The following is an 18,631-nucleotide window of genomic DNA, read 5'->3' as shown; positions in this document are numbered from 1 at the left end:
CTGTCTCAGGCGACCCTTTGCCGGTGCGTCGACCGGATGCGGGGAGCGGAAGCCGCCGGCGATCCGGTTCCGAACAGGAGTCAATGTGCCGCCCGGCGGCAAGTCTTCCGGGCTTCTCTTTTGACGGATTTGATCTACCTTTGTTCTCCGTGAACAGGATCGATTCCAGAGAACCGCAGGGCGATGCCCTGACCTTGCCCGCCCCCTTTCTGCGCTGGTTCGGCGAGAAGGGCTGGCGGCCGCGCGCCCACCAGCTCGAGCTCCTGGCACGCGCCGAAGCCGGGAACAGCACGCTGCTGATCGCACCGACCGGTGCCGGCAAGACGCTTGCCGGCTTCCTGCCGTCGCTGGTCGATCTCACTCGCCGCGGCAGGATCCCGCCCGGCTCTGCCTTCGTCGGCATCCATACGCTCTACATCTCGCCTTTGAAGGCGCTCGCCGTCGATATCGAGCGCAACCTGATGAAACCGGTCGGCGAAATGGGCCTGCCGGTTCGCATCGAAAACCGCACCGGCGACACGCCCACCGCCAAGCGGCAGCGGCAGAAGCTCAATCCACCCGACATATTGCTGACGACGCCGGAACAGCTGGCGCTGCTGCTTGCCAATGGCGAGGCGACCCGCTTCTTCAAAGACCTGCGCTACGTCGTCTTCGACGAGCTGCATTCGCTCGTCACCTCGAAGCGCGGCCATCTCCTCTCCCTCGGTCTGGCGCGGCTTCGCCGGCTGGCGCCGAGCGTGCAGACGATCGGGCTTTCGGCAACGGTTTCCGATCCCATGGACCTGCAGCGCTGGCTGGCGCCACAGGAGCCGGACATGAACAACCATGCAGGGCTCGTGCTTGTCGAAGGCGGCGCCAACCCGCAGATCTCCATCCTCAAGACGGAAGAGCACGTGCCCTGGGCCGGGCACTCGGCGCGCTACGCCATTGCCGATGTCTACGCCGCGATCAAGGAGCACGGCACCACCCTGCTCTTCGTCAACACCCGCAGCCAGGCGGAGCTGCTCTTCCAAGAACTCTGGACGATCAACGACGACAATCTGCCGATCGCGCTGCATCACGGTTCGCTCGATGTCACCCAGCGCCGCAAGGTCGAGGCGGCGATGGCCGAGAACCGGCTGCGCGCCGTCGTCGCCACCTCGACGCTCGACCTCGGCATCGACTGGGGCGACGTCGATCTCGTCGTGCATGTCGGTGCGCCGAAAGGCGCGAGCCGCCTCGCCCAGCGCATCGGCCGCGCCAACCACCGCATGGATGAACCCTCGAAGGCGATCCTTGTGCCGGCCAACCGCTTCGAGGTGATGGAATGCCAGGCGGCGCTCGACGCCAACTATATCGGCGCGCAGGACACGCCGCCGGTCGGCAAGGGCGCGCTCGACGTGCTCGCCCAGCACGTGCTCGGCATGGCCTGTGCCGCGCCTTTCGACCCGCTGTCGCTTTACGACGAGATCACCAGTGCCTCGCCCTATAGGACGCTCGCCTGGGAGACCTTCGAGCGGGTGATCGATTTCGTCGCGACCGGCGGTTATGCGCTGAAGACCTATGAGCGCTACGCCCGGATCCGCAAGACCAAGGACGGGCTCTACCGCGTCTCCAATCCGCTGGTGGCGCAACAATACCGCCTGAATGTCGGCACCATCGTCGAGTCGCCGATGCTGAACGTGCGCATGGTCAAACGCAACCAGCGCGGCTCGCTCGGTCGCGGCGGCATGTCACTCGGCAAGGTCGAGGAGTATTTCCTCGAAATGCTGTCCCAGGGCGACACCTTCATGTTCTCCGGCAAGGTGCTGCGCTTCGAGGGCATTCGCGAGAACGAATGCCTCGTCAGCCAGGCCTTTACCTTTGACCCGAAGGTGCCGAGCTATGCCGGCGGCAAGTTTCCGCTCTCGACCTATCTGGCACAGCAGGTTCGCAGGATGCTCGCCGATCCGGCGCGCAGGGCGGCACTACCGGAACAGGTGCGCGACTGGCTCTCGCTACAGAAAGACGTCTCGATGTTGCCGCGCGAGGACGAGCTTCTGATCGAGACCTTCCCGCGCGGCAGCCGCCACTACATGGTCATCTATGCCTTCGAGGGACGACTGGCGCACCAGACGCTCGGCATGCTGCTCACCCGCAGGCTCGACCGCGCCGGCTTGAAGCCGCTCGGCTTCGTCGCGACGGATTACTCGCTGGCGGTCTGGGCGCTCGACGACCTCGGCGCCACCTTCAAGCTCAAGCGCGGCGCGCTTGCCGAGCTGTTCGACGAAGACATGCTCGGCGATGACCTCGAAGCCTGGCTGAACGAGTCCTTTCTTCTGAAACGCACCTTCCGCAACTGCGCCGTCATCGCCGGCCTCATCGACCAGCGTCACCCCGGCAAGGAGAAGACCGGTCGGCAGGTGACGGTCTCGGCCGACCTCATATACGACGTATTGCACGCGCACGAGCCGGATCACCTGCTGCTCGAAGCGACCCGCAACGATGCGGCAACGGGGCTTTTGGACATCGCTCGGCTCGGGGATATGCTGAAGCGAATCAAGGGCCACATCACCCACAGGCGTCTCGACCGGATCTCGCCGCTGGCGGTGCCTGTGATGCTGGAGATCGGCAAGGAAATGATCCAGGGCGAAGCGCAGGACTTCCTGCTTTCGGAGGCCGCCGACGACTTGATCCACGAGGCGATGGGCGGTCTGGATGTGGATTGATAGGAAAATGGCTTTGAGAACGAGCAGTCTAACGAATTGGGCCGGTCACTTCCGTCTCGACAGTCAGTCGCGTGCGGGATCGTGACCATGCACCGCCTCGCCCACGCCCTATCAGCTCAGACGACTGCCCCCCTCCTCCACGCCCAGACGATCGTGAACGGCGTCGTCGCGATCTGCGATCCGCTCGGCAGTCTCTACCTGCCCGAGACCGGCACGCTCGTGGTTTCCGACCTGCATCTGGAAAAGGGTTCGGCGTTCGCCCGCCGCGGCATGCTTTTGCCGCCCTATGACACGCTTGCGACGCTGCGCGTGCTGGAGGCGGCGATCGTGCGCCACGACCCGAAACTCGTCATCAGCCTCGGCGACAATTTTCACGATCGTGTCGGTTCGGCCGTGATGCCGGACGCCTTCCGGCACATGATCGCGGCGATGGCGCTCGGGCGCGAGTGGGTCTGGATCAACGGCAATCACGATCCGGATGGCGCCTTCGGGCTCCCGGGCGCCTCGATGGACGAGCTCAACCATGCGGGTCTTGCCTTCCGGCACGAGCCCAAGCGCGGCGATGCCGTTGGCGAGATCGCCGGGCATCTGCATCCGGCGGCAACGGTGGTGAGACGCGAAAGGGCCGTGCGCCGCGCCTGCTTTGCGACGGATGGCACGCGCATGTTGATGCCCGCCTTCGGGGTCACGACCGGCGGGCTAGATCTGCGACACCGGGCCATGACCGGCCTCTTCGACCGCAGCAGGCTGGTCGCCCACATGCTCGGTCGCGACCGGATCTATTCGGTCCGGTTTGCCAATCTGATTGCCTGACGCTTGGGGAAGGCGTGCGGTTCCGTCCGCACACCGCCGACCCCGTGATCAGAACGCGTTGAAGGTCAGCGTCGTCAACGAGCGCGAGATACCCGGCACCGTGGCAATGTTGTCGTTGATGAACTTGCCGATGTCCTGGCCTTCCTCGATGTAGACCTTGATGATCAGGTCGTAGTCGCCGCTGGTCGAGTACATTTCCGAAACGATTTCCTTGCGGTAGATCTCGTCAGCGACCTCGTAGGTCTTGCCGGGAGCGCACTGCAACTGGACAAAAATCGGTTTCATCGAGCTTCCTCTGTCTGTGTGGCGTCGCTTGCCGCTACTAGCGCAAGCATCGCCTTCTCGAACTTCAGCGCGCGTTCGGCGCGGCGTGTTCAGATCAACATGTTCGAGATGCCTGGGTATTTTATCCCTACAGCATCCTGCTGCCCTTTCTTTAAACGCACGCCGGGCAAAAGAAAACGCAGGGTAAGCTCCTGGCCCAACTATTCCTTGCGGAAGATCACGCTGGCACCCCAGCCGGTGATGACTGCGAGCAGCACGGCGACGAGACCGTAGAAGAGCGGTTGCTGATGCGCTGCCTGGGTAATGAACTGTTCCAGGCCAGTCTTGACGACACGCAACGGCAGCGCCTTGGCGGCGACGAAGACGCCGTCGCGAAAGAGGTAGGCGCGCACCACGTGGACGCCGTTCGGCACGTTCGCCGGCAGGCGCACCGACGCCTTGAACAGGCTCGCGCTGATAAACTGCACGCCGCCCGGATCGCGCTCGTAGACGCCGCTCGTTTCGCGGATGCGGCGAAAGGCGTTGCGGAACTCGCCGAGATTGCTGCCGTCGCCGACGAAGCCGAGCGGCACCAGCCGCATGTGGTCGACGCCGATGCCCATATTGCCCATCTCGCCGGGCGGCGCGATCGTTTCGATGTCGCGCGTGCTTGACAGCGAATAGGATTCCGGCACCAGCTCGAAGGTCATCGACCGCGTGTTTACCCAGATGCCGAAGACGCGCTCCTTCTTGCGCACCGTCGCATTGTCCTTGGGGCCTTCGAGGGACACGATGATGTTGTACCTGCCCTGGGCCAGCAGTCCCTGGTCGAAACCATCGACGGCGCCGAAGATCGTCAGATCCGCGCCGCGGAAATCCGAGGTGATGGCAATCTCGTCGGTGGAGATGCCGATCTCCAGCTTCTCGGTGAAATCGGCGTTCTCGTCCTGCAGTGCCGCATGGGTCGGAGCGGCGACGGCGAGTGCCAGAAGGGCGAGAGCTGTGCGCGCGAACCGGATCATCAGAAGCCGAGCCCCGCTGATACGACCGAATAGATATCCTTCGGCGGAATGACGAGCTCGATCGCCAGACGAATGCCGACGGCAAGGACGAGCAACGCCAAGAGCGCTCGCAATTGTTCGCCGCGCAGCTTCTGGCCGACGCGCACGCCGTATTGCGCGCCGATGACGCCGGCGATCATCAGGACGAAGGCGAGTACGATATCGACGGTATAGTTGGTCGACGCCTGGACGATGACCGTATAGGCCGAGACGAAGACGATCTGGAACAGCGACGTGCCGACGACGACGTTGGTCGGGATGCGCAGGAGATAGATCATTGCCGGCACCATGATGAAGCCGCCGCCGACGCCCATGATCGAGGTCAGGATACCGATGCAGAAGCCGAGGAAGGCAACCGGAATGACGCTGAGATAGATCTTCGACTTCTTGAAACGCATCTTCAACGGCAGGCCGTGCACCCAATTGTGCTGGCCGGGGCGACGCAGGGTCGTCGCCTCGTTCTTGGCGGCCTTGCGCATGGCGACGATGCTTTCCCAAAGCATCAGACCGCCGACAGTGCCGAGCAGCACGACGTAGAGCAGCGAGATCACCAGATCGAGCTGGCCGAGGCGGCGCAGCAGCGAAAACAGCCAGACGCCGACCGTCGCGCCCACGAGGCCACCGCAGAGCAACACCGTGCCGAGCTTGATATCGATGGTGCCGCGCCGAAAATGCGTGATCGCGCCGGATATCGACGAGGCAACCACCTGGTTGGCGCCGGTCGCCACCGCCACGACAGGCGGAATATTGTAGAAGATCAGGAGCGGCGTGATCAGGAAACCACCGCCAACGCCGAACATGCCGGAAAGAAAGCCGACGGCCGCGCCCATACCGAGAATGATGAGTATGTTCACCGACAACTCTGCGATGGGCAGATAGATCGTCACGCCGGGTCCTCGATATGCCAACGGCCCGCAATGCGGGCAAACCGGTTAGTGTGGCAAGCAATTCACCACGAATGAGGGATTATTCGAAAGGCCGGCACCTCTCCCGAGGGCGAGGCGGCTTCCGTCATGCACTCCTGCAGCGTTGCGCTTCCGCCAGGACATGCCAAGGTCACAACCGGACCTTGATTGCTGCATCAGTTCTTCCCTAGCCTGATTCCGATTAAGGAATTATGCAGCAGGCCCGACATTTCAACCTTTTCAGCCACATGGCAGACGGCTTCGCCACCCGCAACCCGTGTCGCCCGGCTCTGCGGCTTTATTACGGCGCAAGCCCAAGGGTCAGGAATTGCGCTTCAGCAATTCCTTGACCAACTGCTCGGTGATTTCGCCCGTCGGCTCCTGGCCGACCGACTTCTGGAAGGCCTTGATGGCAGCCACGGTCTTCTTGCCCATCTGGCCGTCGGGCTTGCCGGCGTCGAAGCCGTTGTTGTTCAGGATCGCCTGGATATTGCGGACCGCCTTGGTCATGTCGACGCTGGCGGTCTTGTTGGCCGGGCCGACCCAGGCATCCGGAACGTCGACCGTGTTCGCCTTGGCGTCGACCGGCTGCACCTTCCAGGCATCGGCCTTCGCCTTGGCGCTTTCGAGCTGCTCAGGCTTCATCGCCTTGGCAACTTCGTCACGCTTGGCGGCGGCATCCATGTCGCCTTCGCGGGCGGCGGCGGAGAACCATTTGTAGGATTCGGTCAGGTCCTGCGGCACGCCGTTGCCACGCGCATAGAGGACGGCGAGGTTGAACTGGCTATCGCGAATGCCGAGTTCGGCAGCCTTCGCGAACCACTTCGTTGCCTCGGCAAAGTCAGGCGAAGCATCGCGGCCACTCGCCAGCATGACCGCGAGGTTGTGCATGGCGCTGGCATTGCCCTGGCCGGCGGCGGCGAGATAGAGCGCCTTCGCCTTGGAGGCGTCACGCGTTAGGCCCATGCCTTTTTCATACATGCTCGCGAGGCGATACTGCGCCGGAACGACGCCGGCGTCGGCGGCGCGCTGATACCACTTGGCGGCTTCCGCCATGTTTTCAGGAACGCTGCGGCCTTCGCTAAAGCGGGCGCCGATTTCGTAGAAGGCAAGCGGGTCGCCGCCCTTGGCGGCCGTCACCAGGGCTGCCGGGCCGAAGCCTTCCGGCAGCACGATCTCGCTCGGTGCGGCCACCGGCGCCAGCGCGGTCGTTGCCGCGCCCTCGGCCGGAGAACTGATAAGGGCCGCACCACTGGCGGGTGCGTTGCCAGCGGGCGTCGCCTGGAACTCGGAGGCCGCCGAAGCGGTTTTCGTTTCTGCGACCGGCGCGAGCATCGGTGCCTTCTCTTCGGCCGGTGTCGCAATGGTGGTCGTCGGCACGGCCGTCGCCGGTACCGAGATCGAAGCTTCGGATACCTTCGCCGGGGCTTCAACGGAATCGACCGGTGCTGCGACTGCGATTTCGGATGCCGTGACCGGCGTTTCAGCCGGGGCTACGGCCGCGGTCTGCGGCAGAAGGCCTTCGACGATCTTGTTTTCGCGCGATTCCGGCACCGCCTGCTGCTCGATGATCGCGGCCGGCTCCACCGGTGCGGTCTCTTGCTTCTTCAGCATATTGCTGACCAGCGGATAGGACATGATCGCCAGCAGGACCGCGCCGACGGCCATGAGGATCGGCCGGCGGTGACGGGCAAAAGCGCCGCCGATGCCGGAGGTCTTTCCGCTTTGACCAACCTTGTTCAGGGTGTCGGCCTCTTCAACGGCGAGCTGGGCAGCACGGCGGGCGGCAGCGATGAAGTCCGACTTGTCGCCATCGCCAGGCTGAATACCTGCCTTGTTCATCTGCCCGGCGCGCACGCGTTCCAGGATCTTCTTGACATCGGGAACGCCGGAACCCGGCTCCAGCAGCTGGTTGGCTTCCTCGGGCGCAAGCATTTCGGAGGGATCGATCGACGGAGTCGGCTCGACGACCTGTCGGGACTGCTCCTGCTCGTGCACCGGCTCGGACCGCTTGCCGGAGAAGCGCCGGGTCAGGCCGGCGAGCAGGCCGGTGCGGGCTGCAGCGGCCGGTTCGCGCACATTTTCGACTTCAACGGTCGAGACCTGCCGGTCATCGGCAAAGGTCGTTGCCGGCTCGGCGGTCTGGGTGACCACAGCCTGATCTTCGGCCTGCAGCGCGCGGACGTTGCGCTGCAGATCCTCGTAGCGGTCATCGAGATCGTTGTCGCCGAAGGGAGCGAGTTCCGGCTGCGCGGCCCTCGGCATCTGCGCGGGTTCGCGCAGCACCGGCGTTTCAGCCCGTGCCAGCATTGCCGGCTCGCGATTTTCGATGCGCTCCAGCTTGTCGGCGATATGCACGAGGGTCTCGTGCAAAGCCTCGAAGGTGCGCGCCGTGCGCTCCTCGCTGGAGCGGCTGAGGTCCTCGAGCGTGCGAAGGTCTTCGGCAAGCGCCGAGATTGCGGCCAGATCTCCGCCGGAACCCCGCGGAGAGCCGTTCTTGGCATAGGCTTCCATCACCGCTTCGGCCGCCTGGCGAGCGGCCTCGACGATGTATTCGTCGCTGGTCGAGAGGTAGTCCTCGAGCGCGCTCATGCGGTTTTCGAAATCGACGGGCACCGCGCTCGCAGCGACGTCCGCGCGCGGCTGGCTGACCAGCGTCGACAGATTGGCGATCTGCGCTTCGAGGTTCTGCAGGGCGACACGATCATCGAACGGCGCAGCGTGGGTCTCTTCCAGACGCTGCGCGATGCCGACAAGGCGATCTTCCAGCCGGTCGAAGCGCGGATCGGAGGCCGGTTGAACGCCATGGGCGTCGAGTTCGTCGATCCGGCGTGCCAGATAGTCGAGCCGCTCGGCCAGTGTGTCGTTGACGCTGCCCTGGTCCAGGGCCTCGATCTTGCGCGAAATATCCGACAGATAATCGTTGAGATCCGACTGCGCGGTCCTGTTGCTGCGCTCCATCACCAGCGAAAGCTGGTCGAGACGCTCTTCGAGACGGGCGGCCGCCTTTTCGCCGGCGAGATCTTCGACCCGGGCGGTCAAGGCTTCCAGGCGGGCGCCGAGGCCGGAATCGTTCGGGCGCGACAGGCTGTCGATCTGACGGGACAGGTCGCCAAGCCGGCTTTCCAGCCGGTTGACGAAGCTACCGTCGAGACCCGTCGCCGTGCGACTGTTGGCAGCGATCGCGCGGCTGATTTCATCGAGCCGACCGTCGAGATCCGCAAACTGCGAAACGAGACGGCGGTCATCGGGTTGGATCTGGCGGCCCAGCATTTCGATGGCCTGGGCGACGGCGATCAGTTTGTCCTCAAGCGCGTCGACGGCCGAGCTGCCCTTCAGCGAGCCGATCTGCGACTTGATCTCGTCCAGGCGATAGGCCAGCGCCACCAGCTCGTCGTCGCGGTTCTGATCAAACGCGATCAGCCGATCCTCGACGCCGGTCCAGCGGTTTTCCATGCGGCGCATGCTGTCTTCACGCGCAAGGCCGTCGATCATCGCACGCAGTTCGTCGAAGTCGCCACGCAGCGCGTCGGCCTGGGCGGGCGAGGCCTGGCGGCCGAGCTGCTGGATGCTGTCGGCAAGACGCTGCATGTCGCCGCGCACGTCTTCGGCGAAGCTGTGATCCTGCGCCTGAGCCTTGATGCCGCGAATCTCGGACCTGAGCGAATTCATCTCGCGCGTGAGGCCATCGGTGATGTCGCGCTTCAGGTCCTGGCGCAGACCGACGAGCGCCTCGGCGATATCGTTGACGGCCAAAGACGGGCGCTGCGGCTGGCTGTGCAACGGTTGCAGGCGGGGCTCTTCGGTAAGACGGTCAGAGGCCGGACGTTCGGGAACATAGCGTTCCGGTTCGCGCGCCGACATTCGGTCGCGAAGCGGCGGGCGCTCGCGCGAAGCGCTGAGGCTGCGCTGGCGCTGCATGATTTCGGCGACGGCGTCACGGGGCGTTGCGGGTTCTCTGGCTGGTTCGCGGGCCGGAAGACGCTCGGCAGGCCTTGGCGCCACGTCGCGGGCAGCGCCGCTCATCAGGCCTTCGATCCGCGCCTCAAGTCCTTCGATGGTGCGGTTCAAAGCGTCGAGCGACGGCCGCTCGCTATAGGACTGGCTGCCTGCGCGCTGAGGATTTGATCGCGATCCATTCATGGTGTTCTTCGCCCCTGTCGTCGGCCATCCCGAAAGTCGTCACGGAAGAAAACAGCTTTCCTCACCCCTGTGGCGCTTCCGACGTGGGCAAAGCTACAACGACACGACGCCAGGACCGGTTGCAGCTTTGACCATCTCAACACGCACCTTTCACGAAACGTGGTAAATAAGCCGTTAATCTGCCCAGGATTTTTAACGATTTGGCAGGATCGTACCGTGAGCGCGGGTTGCCGGCGCCCCTTTCGGCTCCCCTGGTGCCGCGACGAAACTTCGCAGCCCGCAATTTTTGACGTTTACGCAAACGTCAAAATTTTGTAGCATCCGGCCAACGATGCGAGACCGCCCTGGAGCAGGCCGCTTTCCTGTGGAATCACTGGAAGGGAAAGATGCTCTAGAATCAAAGACGATGGCGGCGCATCCGGCATCCTGCAACCGGGCGTCGACGACGAGGTACGGCGCCCGAAGCACCAAAAGGCGAGGAAAGCATGCCCATCTACAAGGCCCCGGTCGACGATACCCTCTTCATCCTGAACGACGTGCTCGGCATCGAGCGCTACAACAACCTGCCCGGTTTTGCTGATGCGACGCCGGACATGATCGAAGCGATCGTCGGCGAGGCTGCCAAGCTTGCCGAGGAGGCCCTGTTCCCCGTCAATCTCTCCGGCGATCAGGAAGGCTGCAAGCGCCGCGACGACGGCTCGGTCAGCGTGCCCAAGGGCTTCAAGGAAGCCTTCGACCTCTACCGCGAAGGCGGCTGGCTCGGCCTCGCCGTTCCGGAGGAATTCGGCGGCCAAGGCTTGCCCTATACGCTGCATACCGCCGTCGGCGAGTACATGTCCTCGGCCAACATGGCGCTGACCATGTATCCCGGCCTCACCCAGGGCGCGATCGCGGCAATCCTCGTTCACGGTACGGACGAACAGAAGCAGGCCTATCTGCCGAAGATGGTTGCCGGCACCTGGACCGGCACGATGAACCTGACCGAACCGCATTGCGGTACGGACCTCGGGCTGCTGCGCACCAAGGCCGTTCCTGATGGCAACGGCTCCTACAAGATTTCCGGCCAGAAGATCTTCATCTCCGCCGGCGAACACGACATGTCGGACAACATCATCCATCTGGTGCTTGCCCGCATCGAGGGCGCACCGGAGGGCGTGAAGGGCATCTCGCTGTTCATCGTGCCGAAGTTCAAGCTCGATGCCGACGGCGAGCCGGGCGAACGCAATGGCGTTTCCTGCGGCGCGATCGAACACAAGATGGGCATCCACGGCAACTCCACCTGCGTCATGAACTATGACGAGGCCGAGGGCTACCTCATCGGCACGGAGAACAAGGGCCTCAACGCCATGTTCGTGATGATGAACGAAGCCCGCCTCGGCGTCGGCCTGCAGGGCCTGTCGATCGCCGAGATCGCCTATCAGAACGCCGCCAACTATGCCCGCGACCGCATCCAGGGTCGTTCGCTCTCCGGCCCGAAGGCGCCGGACAAGAAGGCCGACCCGATCATCGTGCATCCGGACGTGCGCCGCACGCTGATGACGATCCGGGCCTTCAACGAAGCCGGCCGCGCCTTCACGCTCTGGACAGCGCTCAAATCCGATATCGCCCACCGCTCCGACAATGAGGCGGACCGCCAGACGGCCGACGACATTCTCGGCCTGATGACGCCGATCCTGAAAGGCGTGCTCACCGACAAGGGCTTCGACCACGCCGTCATGGCGCAGCAGATGTTCGGCGGCCACGGCTATATCGAAGAACATGGGATGAGCCAGTACGTCCGCGATGCCCGCATTGCGATGATCTACGAAGGCGCCAACGGCATCCAGGCGCTCGACCTCGTCGGCCGCAAGCTCGGCCTCAATGGTGGCCGCGCCGTCATGGCGCTGTTCAAGGAAATCGGCGATTTCTGCGAGGAAAACCGCAGCAACGAGAAACTCTCCGCCTATACCAAGGCGCTGAAGAAGGGCCTCAACGACCTGCAGGCCGCCACCATGTGGTTCATGCAGAACGCGATGGCCAAGCCCGATAATGCCGGCGCCGGCTCGACCGACTACATGCACCTCTTCGGCCTTGTCGTGCTTGGCTACATGTGGGCAAAAATTGCCAAGACGGCTGAGGAAAAACTTGCCTCTGGCGAAACGACGCGCGCAGACTATCTGAAGAACAAGCTGATCACCGCGACCTTCTTCATGGAAAGGATCCTGCCGGAAACGGCCCTGCGCAAGGCCCGCATCGAGACCGGCGCCGACACGCTGATGGCGCTCGACGCGGCCGCGTTCTGAGCCGTTCGATTTCAAAATGTTTTGACGGGCAGCACCTGGCGGTGCTGCCGAAAGGGAGATGAGACATGACGAAAGTCTTCGTTTACGACCACGTGCGCACGCCGCGCGGCCGTGGCAAGAAGGACGGATCGCTGCACGAAGTGCCGTCCGTTCGCCTCGCCGCCAAGATGCTGGAGGCGGTGCGTGACCGCAACGACCTCGATACTTCGACCGTCGACGACATCATCATGGGCTGCGTCGATCCGGTCATGGACGCCGGTGCGGTGATTCCGAAGGCGGCCGCCTTCGAAGCCGGCTATTCCACCCGCGCGCCGGGCATGCAGATCTCGCGCTTCTGCGCCTCCGGTCTCGACGCCATCAACTTCGGCGCGGCCAAGATCGCCCAGGGTGCAGACGACATCGTCATTGCCGGCGGCGTCGAGAGCATGTCGCGCGTCGGCCTCGGCATGTCCGGCGGTTCCTGGTTCATGGACCCCTCGGTCAACCTGCCGGCCTTCTTCATGCCGCAGGGCGTTTCGGCCGATCTCATCGCCACGAAATACGGTTTCAGCCGCGACGACGTCGACGCCTATGCGGTGGAAAGCCAGAAGCGCGCGGCGCATTCCTGGGAGAAGGGTTACTTCAAGAAGTCCGTCGTGCCGGTCAAGGACGGGAACGGTCTGACCATCCTCGACCGTGACGAGCACATGCGTCCCGGCACCGACATGCAGGCGCTCGCCTCGCTCAACCCGTCCTTCCAAATGCCAGGCGAAATGGGCGGCTTTGAAGCCGTCGGCATCCAGGCGCATCCGGAAATCGAAAAGATCAACTACGTGCACCATGCCGGCAACTCGTCGGGCATCGTCGACGGCGCCGCAGCCGTGCTGCTCGGCTCCAAGGCCGGCGGCGAGAGCATGGGCCTGAAACCCCGCGCCCGCATCCGCGCCTTCGCCAATATCGGCTCCGATCCGGCGCTGATGCTGACCGGCCCGGTCGACGTCACCGAAAAGCTTCTGAAGCGCGCCGACATGAAGCTGTCGGACATCGATCTCTTCGAACTCAACGAAGCCTTCGCCGCCGTCGTGCTGCGCTACATGCAGGCCTTCGACATCCCGCACGACAAGATCAACGTCAACGGTGGCGCGATCGCCATGGGCCATCCGCTCGGCGCCACCGGTGCGATGATCCTCGGCACCGTGCTCGACGAGCTGGAGCGCCGCGATCTCAACACCGCGCTCGTCACGCTCTGCATCGGCGCCGGCATGGGCACGGCCACGATCATCGAAAGGGTCTGACGATGGACGTGATGCGCCGCTCTCTTCTCGCGCTGATGGGCCTGGGGCTGCTTGCAGCCGCTGGCTGCGTCTCCGACGAGGAAGGCAGCGACAGCTTCACGCTCACCGGTGCGATCACCAATGTCGCGAGCGGCCCGGTTCCGGCCGGCACCGTCACCATCAGGCTCGAAGAGCAAGGCGTGATGGACGTCGCTGCCAAGCTGATCGCGGAAACGTCCGTCGTCAGCGATGGCAAGGCCACCCGCGTGCCCTTCGTGCTGCAGGTGCCGAAGCCTGAACTCAATAAGGCCACCGATGCGGGCTTCACCATCCGCGTCGAGCGCGACGACCGGCTGATCGCCACCAATACCAGCAAACAACGTTACAGCGGCGGATCGAATATCTCGCTGCGCATCGAACCCATTCTCTACTGAGGGGGAGAACCATGACGAATTACACCAATTTCAAGATCGAGACCGACGCCGACGGCATCGCACTCGTCACCTGGGACATGCCTGAGAAGTCGATGAACGTCTTCACCCAGGAGGTGATGGAGGAACTCAACGCCATCGTCGACGCAACGACTGCCGACGCAGCGGTCAAGGGCGTCGTCTTCACCTCCGGCAAGTCGACCTTCTCCGGCGGCGCTGATCTGTCGATGATCAAGTCGATGTTCACCTTCCAGCAGGAAGAGAAGAAGAAGGATCCGGATAACGCCGCCCAGAAGCTCTTCGACCTCGTCGGCCGCATGACCGGGCTCTTCCGCAAGCTCGAAACCTCGGGCAAGCCCTGGGTCTCGGCGATCAACGGCACCTGCATGGGCGGCGCTTTCGAGCTGTCGCTCGCCTGCCATGGCCGCGTCGCGTCCAATTCCAAGTCGGTGAAGATCGCCCTGCCGGAAGTCAAGGTCGGCATCTTCCCGGGCGCCGGCGGCACCCAGCGCGTGCCGCGGCTCACCAATGCGCAGGACGCGCTGCAGATGATGACGACGGGCTCGTCGCTGACGTCGGCTCGCGCCAAGGCGCTCGGCCTCGTGCACGAAGTCGTCGATGCGGACAAGCTGGTCGACGCCGCCAAGGCGATGATCAAGAACGGCCTGAAGCCGGTGCAGCCCTGGGACGAGAAGGGTTACAAGGTACCGGGCGGCGGCATCTGGACGCCGGCCTCGGCCCAGCTCTGGCCGGCCGCTTCCGGGATCCTGCGCCGCGAGACCTACGGCAACTATCCGGGCGCCGTTGCCATCCTGAAATGCGTCTATGAAGGCCTGCAGGTGCCGTTCGACACGGCGCTCAAGATCGAGCAGCGCTACTTCACCGAGATCCTTCAGACGACCGAAGCCTTCTCGATGATCCGCTCGCTGTTCGTCTCGATGCAGGAGCTCGGCAAGGGCGCCCGCCGCCCGGCCGGCGTGCCGAAGTCGGAGTTCAAGCATGTGGGCGTCGTCGGCGCCGGCTTCATGGGCGCCTCGATCGCCTATGTGACGGCTGCCGCCGGCATTGCCGTCACGCTGATCGACCGCGACATGGAAGCGGCCGAGAAGGGCAAGGCCCACTCGGAAGGCCTGGTCAAGGATTCGGTCGGCAAGGGTCGCCTGACCAAGGAAGAAGGCGAAGCGCTGCTCGCCCGCATCACGCCTTCGGCCGATTACAACGACCTGAAGGAAGTCGGCCTCGTGGTCGAAGCCGTCTTTGAAGACCGCCAGGTCAAGAAGGATGTCATCGAGAAGGTGGAGGCGGTGATCGGCGAAGACACGATCTTCGCCTCCAACACCTCGACACTACCGATCACCGGCCTTGCCAAGAACTCGAAACGCCCCGGCCAGTTCATCGGCATCCACTTCTTCTCGCCGGTCGAAAAGATGATGCTGACCGAAGTGATCCTCGGCAAGGAGAGCGGCGACAAGGCGCTCGCTACGGCACTCGACTACGTCGCCGCGATCAAGAAGACGCCGATCGTCGTCAACGACACCCGCGGTTTCTATGTCAACCGCTGCGTCTTCCGCTACATCCACGAAGCCTATGACATGCTGATCGAAGGCGTGCCGCCGGCGATGATCGAGAATGCCGCCAAGATGGCCGGCATGCCTGTTGGACCGCTGTCGCTCAACGACGAAGTGGCGATCGACCTCAGCCAGAAGATCCTCAAGGCCACCGTCGCCGACCTCGGCGAAAAGGCCGTCGATCCCAAGCACATGGCGCTGATCAACAAGATGGTCGACGACCTCGACCGCCGCGGCCGCAAGAACGGCAAGGGCTTCTACGAGTATCCGGCGAAGCCCGCCAAGAAGTATCTGTGGCCGGAGCTGAAGACGCTCTACCCGCAAAAGAACGCCGACAAAATCGACATCGAAGTGCTGAAGCAGCGGTTCCTGGCGACGATCGCGCTTGAAGCCGCCCGCACCATGGAAGAGGGCATCGTCACCGATCCGCGTGAGGCGGATGTCGGCTCGATCCTCGGCTTCGGCTTTGCCCCCTACACGGGCGGCACGCTCTCCTACATCGACGGCATGGGCGTAAAGGCCTTTGTCAAGATGTGCGACAAGCTTGCCAAGGACTACGGCAGCCACTTCAAGCCGACGGCGCTCTTGCAGGAAATGGCCGAGCGCGGCGAGACCTTCTACGGTCGCTTCAACCCCTACGGCGAGAAGAAGCAGGCGGCGTAAGTTCCGCGCATCGAATTGGAAGCAGGCCCCTCGGGGCCTGTTTTCGTTTGGGCGACGGCTCGTCCAAGGCTCATGGCCTAACGCAGCGCCCGCATTCGCGTGACCATCAAGTTGTTATGGTTGCGATGTTAGACCTATTCGGGTTGAAGCCGCGCAAGTGATGAAGCCATGAACAAAGTCCTGCTCCGCCCCGCGATCGCCGGCGACGAACCCTATCTGCACTGGCTGGAAGAGGCCTGCATGCGCGACTATGCCATGGCGCTCTGGGGCAACTGGCGGCCGCGTCCGGCGGATGCGCTTATCCTTGACGAACATCGCATCATCGTTGCGAACGGCGAGGATGTCGGCTGCGTCTCGGTCACCGTGCGCAACGACCATGTCTGGGTCAACAAGCTCTATGTGGCGCCCGGCCATCAGAAACGCGGCAATGGCGCGATCGCGCTCAGGCAGGTGCTCGGCGAAGCAAGGGCGGTTGGCCTGCCCTTGCGCCTCAGCGTCCTGGCCACCAACCCCGCCGTCGCCTTCTACCGACGCGAAGGTCTCAGCATCTACGAGGAGACCGCAGAACGGCGCTTCATGTCGTCGCAGGTGCGTTAAGGCTACTTGCACCTCCCGATTGACGGCCTCCCTGCGCGGGCGCATGCTCGCCGGGATCAGAGGGGGACACGCCATGAGCGAGCCTGATCTCTATCTGCTTGGGCGCGCCGGGCCCGAGGAAGAACGCCTGAAGCGACAGATCGCCAATCTCGCCCCAGATTCCGACCAGCAGTTCGAACGGGTCGGCATCCAGCCAGGCGAACACGTCATCGATCTCGGTTGCGGTCCCGGTGGTGTGCTGCACCTGCTTGGCAAACGCGTGGGGCCCACGGGCTCCGTGCTCGGTATCGAGCGCGACCCGCACTTCGTCGAACTTGCGCGCCGTTTCGTCGCCAGCCACGCCCTGCCCCAGGTGGAGGTGCGCGAGGGCGACGCCTATGCGACCGGCCTGCCGCGCCGCTCCTTCGACGGTGCCCATATGCGGCTGGTGCTCGTCAACGTGCCGCGGCCGGAGCTCATCGTGCTCGAAATGGTGTCGCTGGTAAAACCCGGCGGCTGGATCGCGAGCTTCGAGGCCGATTTCCTGGCGCATGTCTGCGACCCGCCGCTTGCCGCCTGGGACCGGCTGCTTGCCGCCTATATCGCCTATTCGGCGGCCAGAGGCATCGACCTCCATATCGGCCGCCGCCTGCATCGGCTGTTCCGGGAAGCGGGTGTCGAGGCAATTTCCGTCGACGCCGTCGCACATGTCTACCCGCCTGGCCACGACCGCCGGCCGATCTTTAAGGATTTCATCAACAATGTCCGAGACGGTCTTGTCGCCGAGGGTTTCATCGACAAGGCCCAACTGGACGACGATCTCGCCGCACTCGACCGCCACCTGGCCGACCCGAACGTGCTTGTCACGTCCCATCTGTTCTTCCGGCTGACCGGCCGCGTGCCTGAAGCCCTCGTCATCAAGGCCTGAAGCGGCGTTCCATCGGGGCCGTACCGCTTCGATATCCTCTAAGCGGCAGCACCGGCGCGACGGTGCGCCAGGCGTTCGCCGACGATGATCAGCAGACCGGCCGCGAAGATCAGGCCGGCGCCTGCAAAGACATTCATGGCCGGCACGTCGCCCCAGATCAGGAAACCGAGGCCGAAGGCCCAGACGAGCGAGGTGTATTCGAAAGGCGCGATGACGGAGATCGGTGCTCGGCGCATGCCCTCGAACAGCGCATACTGCCCCGCGCCGGCAATGACGCCCGTGCCGGCCATCAGTGCCACGTCGAAGAGCGCCGGCGGCGTCCAGAAGAAGCCGACCGCAAGCCCGGTCATGGCGATGAAGAAGACGTTGGAGATGGTCATCTGCACCAGGGTCGTTTCCTGCAGCGCGGTCTTGCGCAGCATGACGGTGCCGATCGCCCAGAAGACGGCGGCGGTGAGCGCCAGGAACACCGGCAGCGACAGCTTCATGCCGGTGCCGAGCGGGTCACAGGCGATGAGCACGCCGACGAAGCCGATGAAAACGGCGAACCAGCGGATCGGCGGCACATCTTCCTTCAGGATCGGCACGGCAAGCAGCGTCACGATGATCGGCGCTGCATAGTAGAGCGTCGTCATCTCCGCGAGGCCAAGATCGCGCGCCGCGTTGAAATAGGAAAGCCAGGCCGCGAGCAGCAGCAGGTTGCGCACGAAGAGCGGCTTGATCACCGGAGATGAGATGGCGCTGCGCACCAGCTTGCCGCGGCCGATGACGAGGCAAAGCACGAGAATGGTGATGCTGCGGGTAAACAGGATCTGCCAGACCGAATAGCCGACGACGAGCCATTTGACCGACGCATCCTGCAACGAGAACAGGAAATAGGAAAACGTCGTCATGACGATGCCTGACAGTACGGTCTTGTTCATGGGAGGCCTCGATCGCGCCGGCGGGAGAGAAGCGGCAGCGTCCCGTCTGATAGCGCGGCCGCGACACACGCGGAAGAGGCATTCCCACGGACACGTGTGGCGATTTCTTGCGGGTAGATTCCGGTACTATCGGG

The 18,631-nt window shown here is 63.9% G+C and carries 13 protein-coding genes; 8 read left to right on the top strand and 5 right to left on the bottom strand.

The annotated features are described in order from the left end of the window. Window positions 1-140: 140 nt before the first annotated feature. Both ASE60_RS02455 and pdeM read left to right on the top strand, forming a co-directional pair. Complete coding sequence (locus tag ASE60_RS02455) at window positions 141-2,687, top strand: ligase-associated DNA damage response DEXH box helicase (protein ID WP_057248262.1); 2,547 nt, start codon at window positions 141-143, stop codon at window positions 2,685-2,687. A gap of 87 nt (window positions 2,688-2,774) precedes the next feature. Beyond that, entirely contained in the window at window positions 2,775-3,500 is a 726-nt protein-coding gene (gene pdeM, locus ASE60_RS02450) for a ligase-associated DNA damage response endonuclease PdeM (protein WP_057248128.1), read from the top strand. Between the two features lie 48 nt (window positions 3,501-3,548). Here the strand turns inward: pdeM and ASE60_RS02445 are convergent, their stop codons facing one another. The 4 genes from ASE60_RS02445 to ASE60_RS02430 all read right to left on the bottom strand — a co-directional run bounded on the left by ASE60_RS02445 (window position 3,549) and on the right by ASE60_RS02430 (window position 9,873). Beyond that, a complete protein-coding gene (locus ASE60_RS02445) occupies window positions 3,549-3,785 on the bottom strand; it encodes an Lrp/AsnC ligand binding domain-containing protein (protein ID WP_034797129.1) in 237 nt (78 codons plus the stop codon). 200 nt (window positions 3,786-3,985) lie between these two features. Continuing rightward, window positions 3,986-4,786 carry a TIGR02186 family protein gene (locus ASE60_RS02440; protein WP_057248127.1) on the bottom strand — a complete coding sequence of 267 codons (801 nt, stop codon included), beginning with the start codon at window positions 4,784-4,786 and terminating at the stop codon, window positions 3,986-3,988. Further along, window positions 4,786-5,712 carry a sulfite exporter TauE/SafE family protein gene (locus ASE60_RS02435; RefSeq protein WP_057248126.1) on the bottom strand — a complete coding sequence of 309 codons (927 nt, stop codon included), beginning with the start codon at window positions 5,710-5,712 and terminating at the stop codon, window positions 4,786-4,788. Before ASE60_RS02435 ends, ASE60_RS02440 begins: the two co-directional genes overlap by 1 nt. A 339-nt stretch (window positions 5,713-6,051) precedes the next feature. Further along, a complete protein-coding gene (locus ASE60_RS02430; protein WP_057248125.1) occupies window positions 6,052-9,873 on the bottom strand; it encodes a peptidoglycan-binding protein in 3,822 nt (1,273 codons plus the stop codon). 485 nt (window positions 9,874-10,358) lie between these two features. Between ASE60_RS02430 and ASE60_RS02425 the strand changes: the two genes are divergently transcribed. From ASE60_RS02425 to ASE60_RS02400, 6 genes are all read left to right on the top strand, one after another. After that, window positions 10,359-12,155, top strand: a complete 1,797-nt coding sequence (locus tag ASE60_RS02425) for an acyl-CoA dehydrogenase C-terminal domain-containing protein (RefSeq protein ID WP_057248124.1) — start codon at window positions 10,359-10,361, stop codon at window positions 12,153-12,155. Between the two features lie 65 nt (window positions 12,156-12,220). Continuing rightward, the gene (locus tag ASE60_RS02420) at window positions 12,221-13,429 is read left to right on the top strand and encodes an acetyl-CoA C-acetyltransferase (protein ID WP_057248123.1); all 1,209 of its coding nucleotides are present in this window, start codon (window positions 12,221-12,223) and stop codon (window positions 13,427-13,429) included. 11 nt (window positions 13,430-13,440) lie between these two features. Continuing rightward, window positions 13,441-13,842, top strand: coding sequence for a YbaY family lipoprotein (locus ASE60_RS02415; protein ID WP_162261269.1), 402 nt, complete (start codon window positions 13,441-13,443; stop codon window positions 13,840-13,842). A gap of 11 nt (window positions 13,843-13,853) precedes the next feature. Beyond that, window positions 13,854-16,070, top strand: coding sequence for an FAD-dependent oxidoreductase (locus tag ASE60_RS02410; RefSeq protein ID WP_057248121.1), 2,217 nt, complete (start codon window positions 13,854-13,856; stop codon window positions 16,068-16,070). A gap of 168 nt (window positions 16,071-16,238) precedes the next feature. Beyond that, window positions 16,239-16,667 carry a GNAT family N-acetyltransferase gene (locus tag ASE60_RS02405; protein ID WP_057248120.1) on the top strand — a complete coding sequence of 143 codons (429 nt, stop codon included), beginning with the start codon at window positions 16,239-16,241 and terminating at the stop codon, window positions 16,665-16,667. A gap of 73 nt (window positions 16,668-16,740) precedes the next feature. Continuing rightward, window positions 16,741-17,574: a methyltransferase domain-containing protein gene (locus ASE60_RS02400; RefSeq protein WP_057248119.1), complete on the top strand. Its 834-nt coding sequence runs from the start codon at window positions 16,741-16,743 to the stop codon at window positions 17,572-17,574. 38 nt (window positions 17,575-17,612) lie between these two features. Here the strand turns inward: ASE60_RS02400 and ASE60_RS02395 are convergent, their stop codons facing one another. Beyond that, the gene (locus tag ASE60_RS02395) at window positions 17,613-18,497 is read right to left on the bottom strand and encodes a DMT family transporter (protein WP_057248118.1); all 885 of its coding nucleotides are present in this window, start codon (window positions 18,495-18,497) and stop codon (window positions 17,613-17,615) included. Between the last annotated feature and the right edge of the window lie 134 nt (window positions 18,498-18,631).

This window comes from Ensifer sp. Root278 (assembly GCF_001429285.1).
Classification (GTDB): domain Bacteria; phylum Pseudomonadota; class Alphaproteobacteria; order Rhizobiales; family Rhizobiaceae; genus Ensifer.
Note: the sequence above shows the minus strand (reverse complement) of the source record. Positions and strands in the feature narration are given on the sequence as shown.

Coding starts and splice junctions, on each gene's coding strand:
- pdeM (WP_057248128.1), top strand. CDS start 2,775: ATGCACCGCCTCGCCCACGCCCTATCAGCTCAGACGACTGCCCCCCTC.
- ASE60_RS02445 (WP_034797129.1), bottom strand. CDS start 3,785: ATGAAACCGATTTTTGTCCAGTTGCAGTGCGCTCCCGGCAAGACCTAC.
- ASE60_RS02440 (WP_057248127.1), bottom strand. CDS start 4,786: ATGATCCGGTTCGCGCGCACAGCTCTCGCCCTTCTGGCACTCGCCGTC.
- ASE60_RS02430 (WP_057248125.1), bottom strand. CDS start 9,873: ATGAATGGATCGCGATCAAATCCTCAGCGCGCAGGCAGCCAGTCCTAT.
- ASE60_RS02425 (WP_057248124.1), top strand. CDS start 10,359: ATGCCCATCTACAAGGCCCCGGTCGACGATACCCTCTTCATCCTGAAC.
- ASE60_RS02420 (WP_057248123.1), top strand. CDS start 12,221: ATGACGAAAGTCTTCGTTTACGACCACGTGCGCACGCCGCGCGGCCGT.
- ASE60_RS02415 (WP_162261269.1), top strand. CDS start 13,441: ATGCGCCGCTCTCTTCTCGCGCTGATGGGCCTGGGGCTGCTTGCAGCC.
- ASE60_RS02410 (WP_057248121.1), top strand. CDS start 13,854: ATGACGAATTACACCAATTTCAAGATCGAGACCGACGCCGACGGCATC.
- ASE60_RS02405 (WP_057248120.1), top strand. CDS start 16,239: ATGAACAAAGTCCTGCTCCGCCCCGCGATCGCCGGCGACGAACCCTAT.
- ASE60_RS02400 (WP_057248119.1), top strand. CDS start 16,741: ATGAGCGAGCCTGATCTCTATCTGCTTGGGCGCGCCGGGCCCGAGGAA.
- ASE60_RS02395 (WP_057248118.1), bottom strand. CDS start 18,497: ATGAACAAGACCGTACTGTCAGGCATCGTCATGACGACGTTTTCCTAT.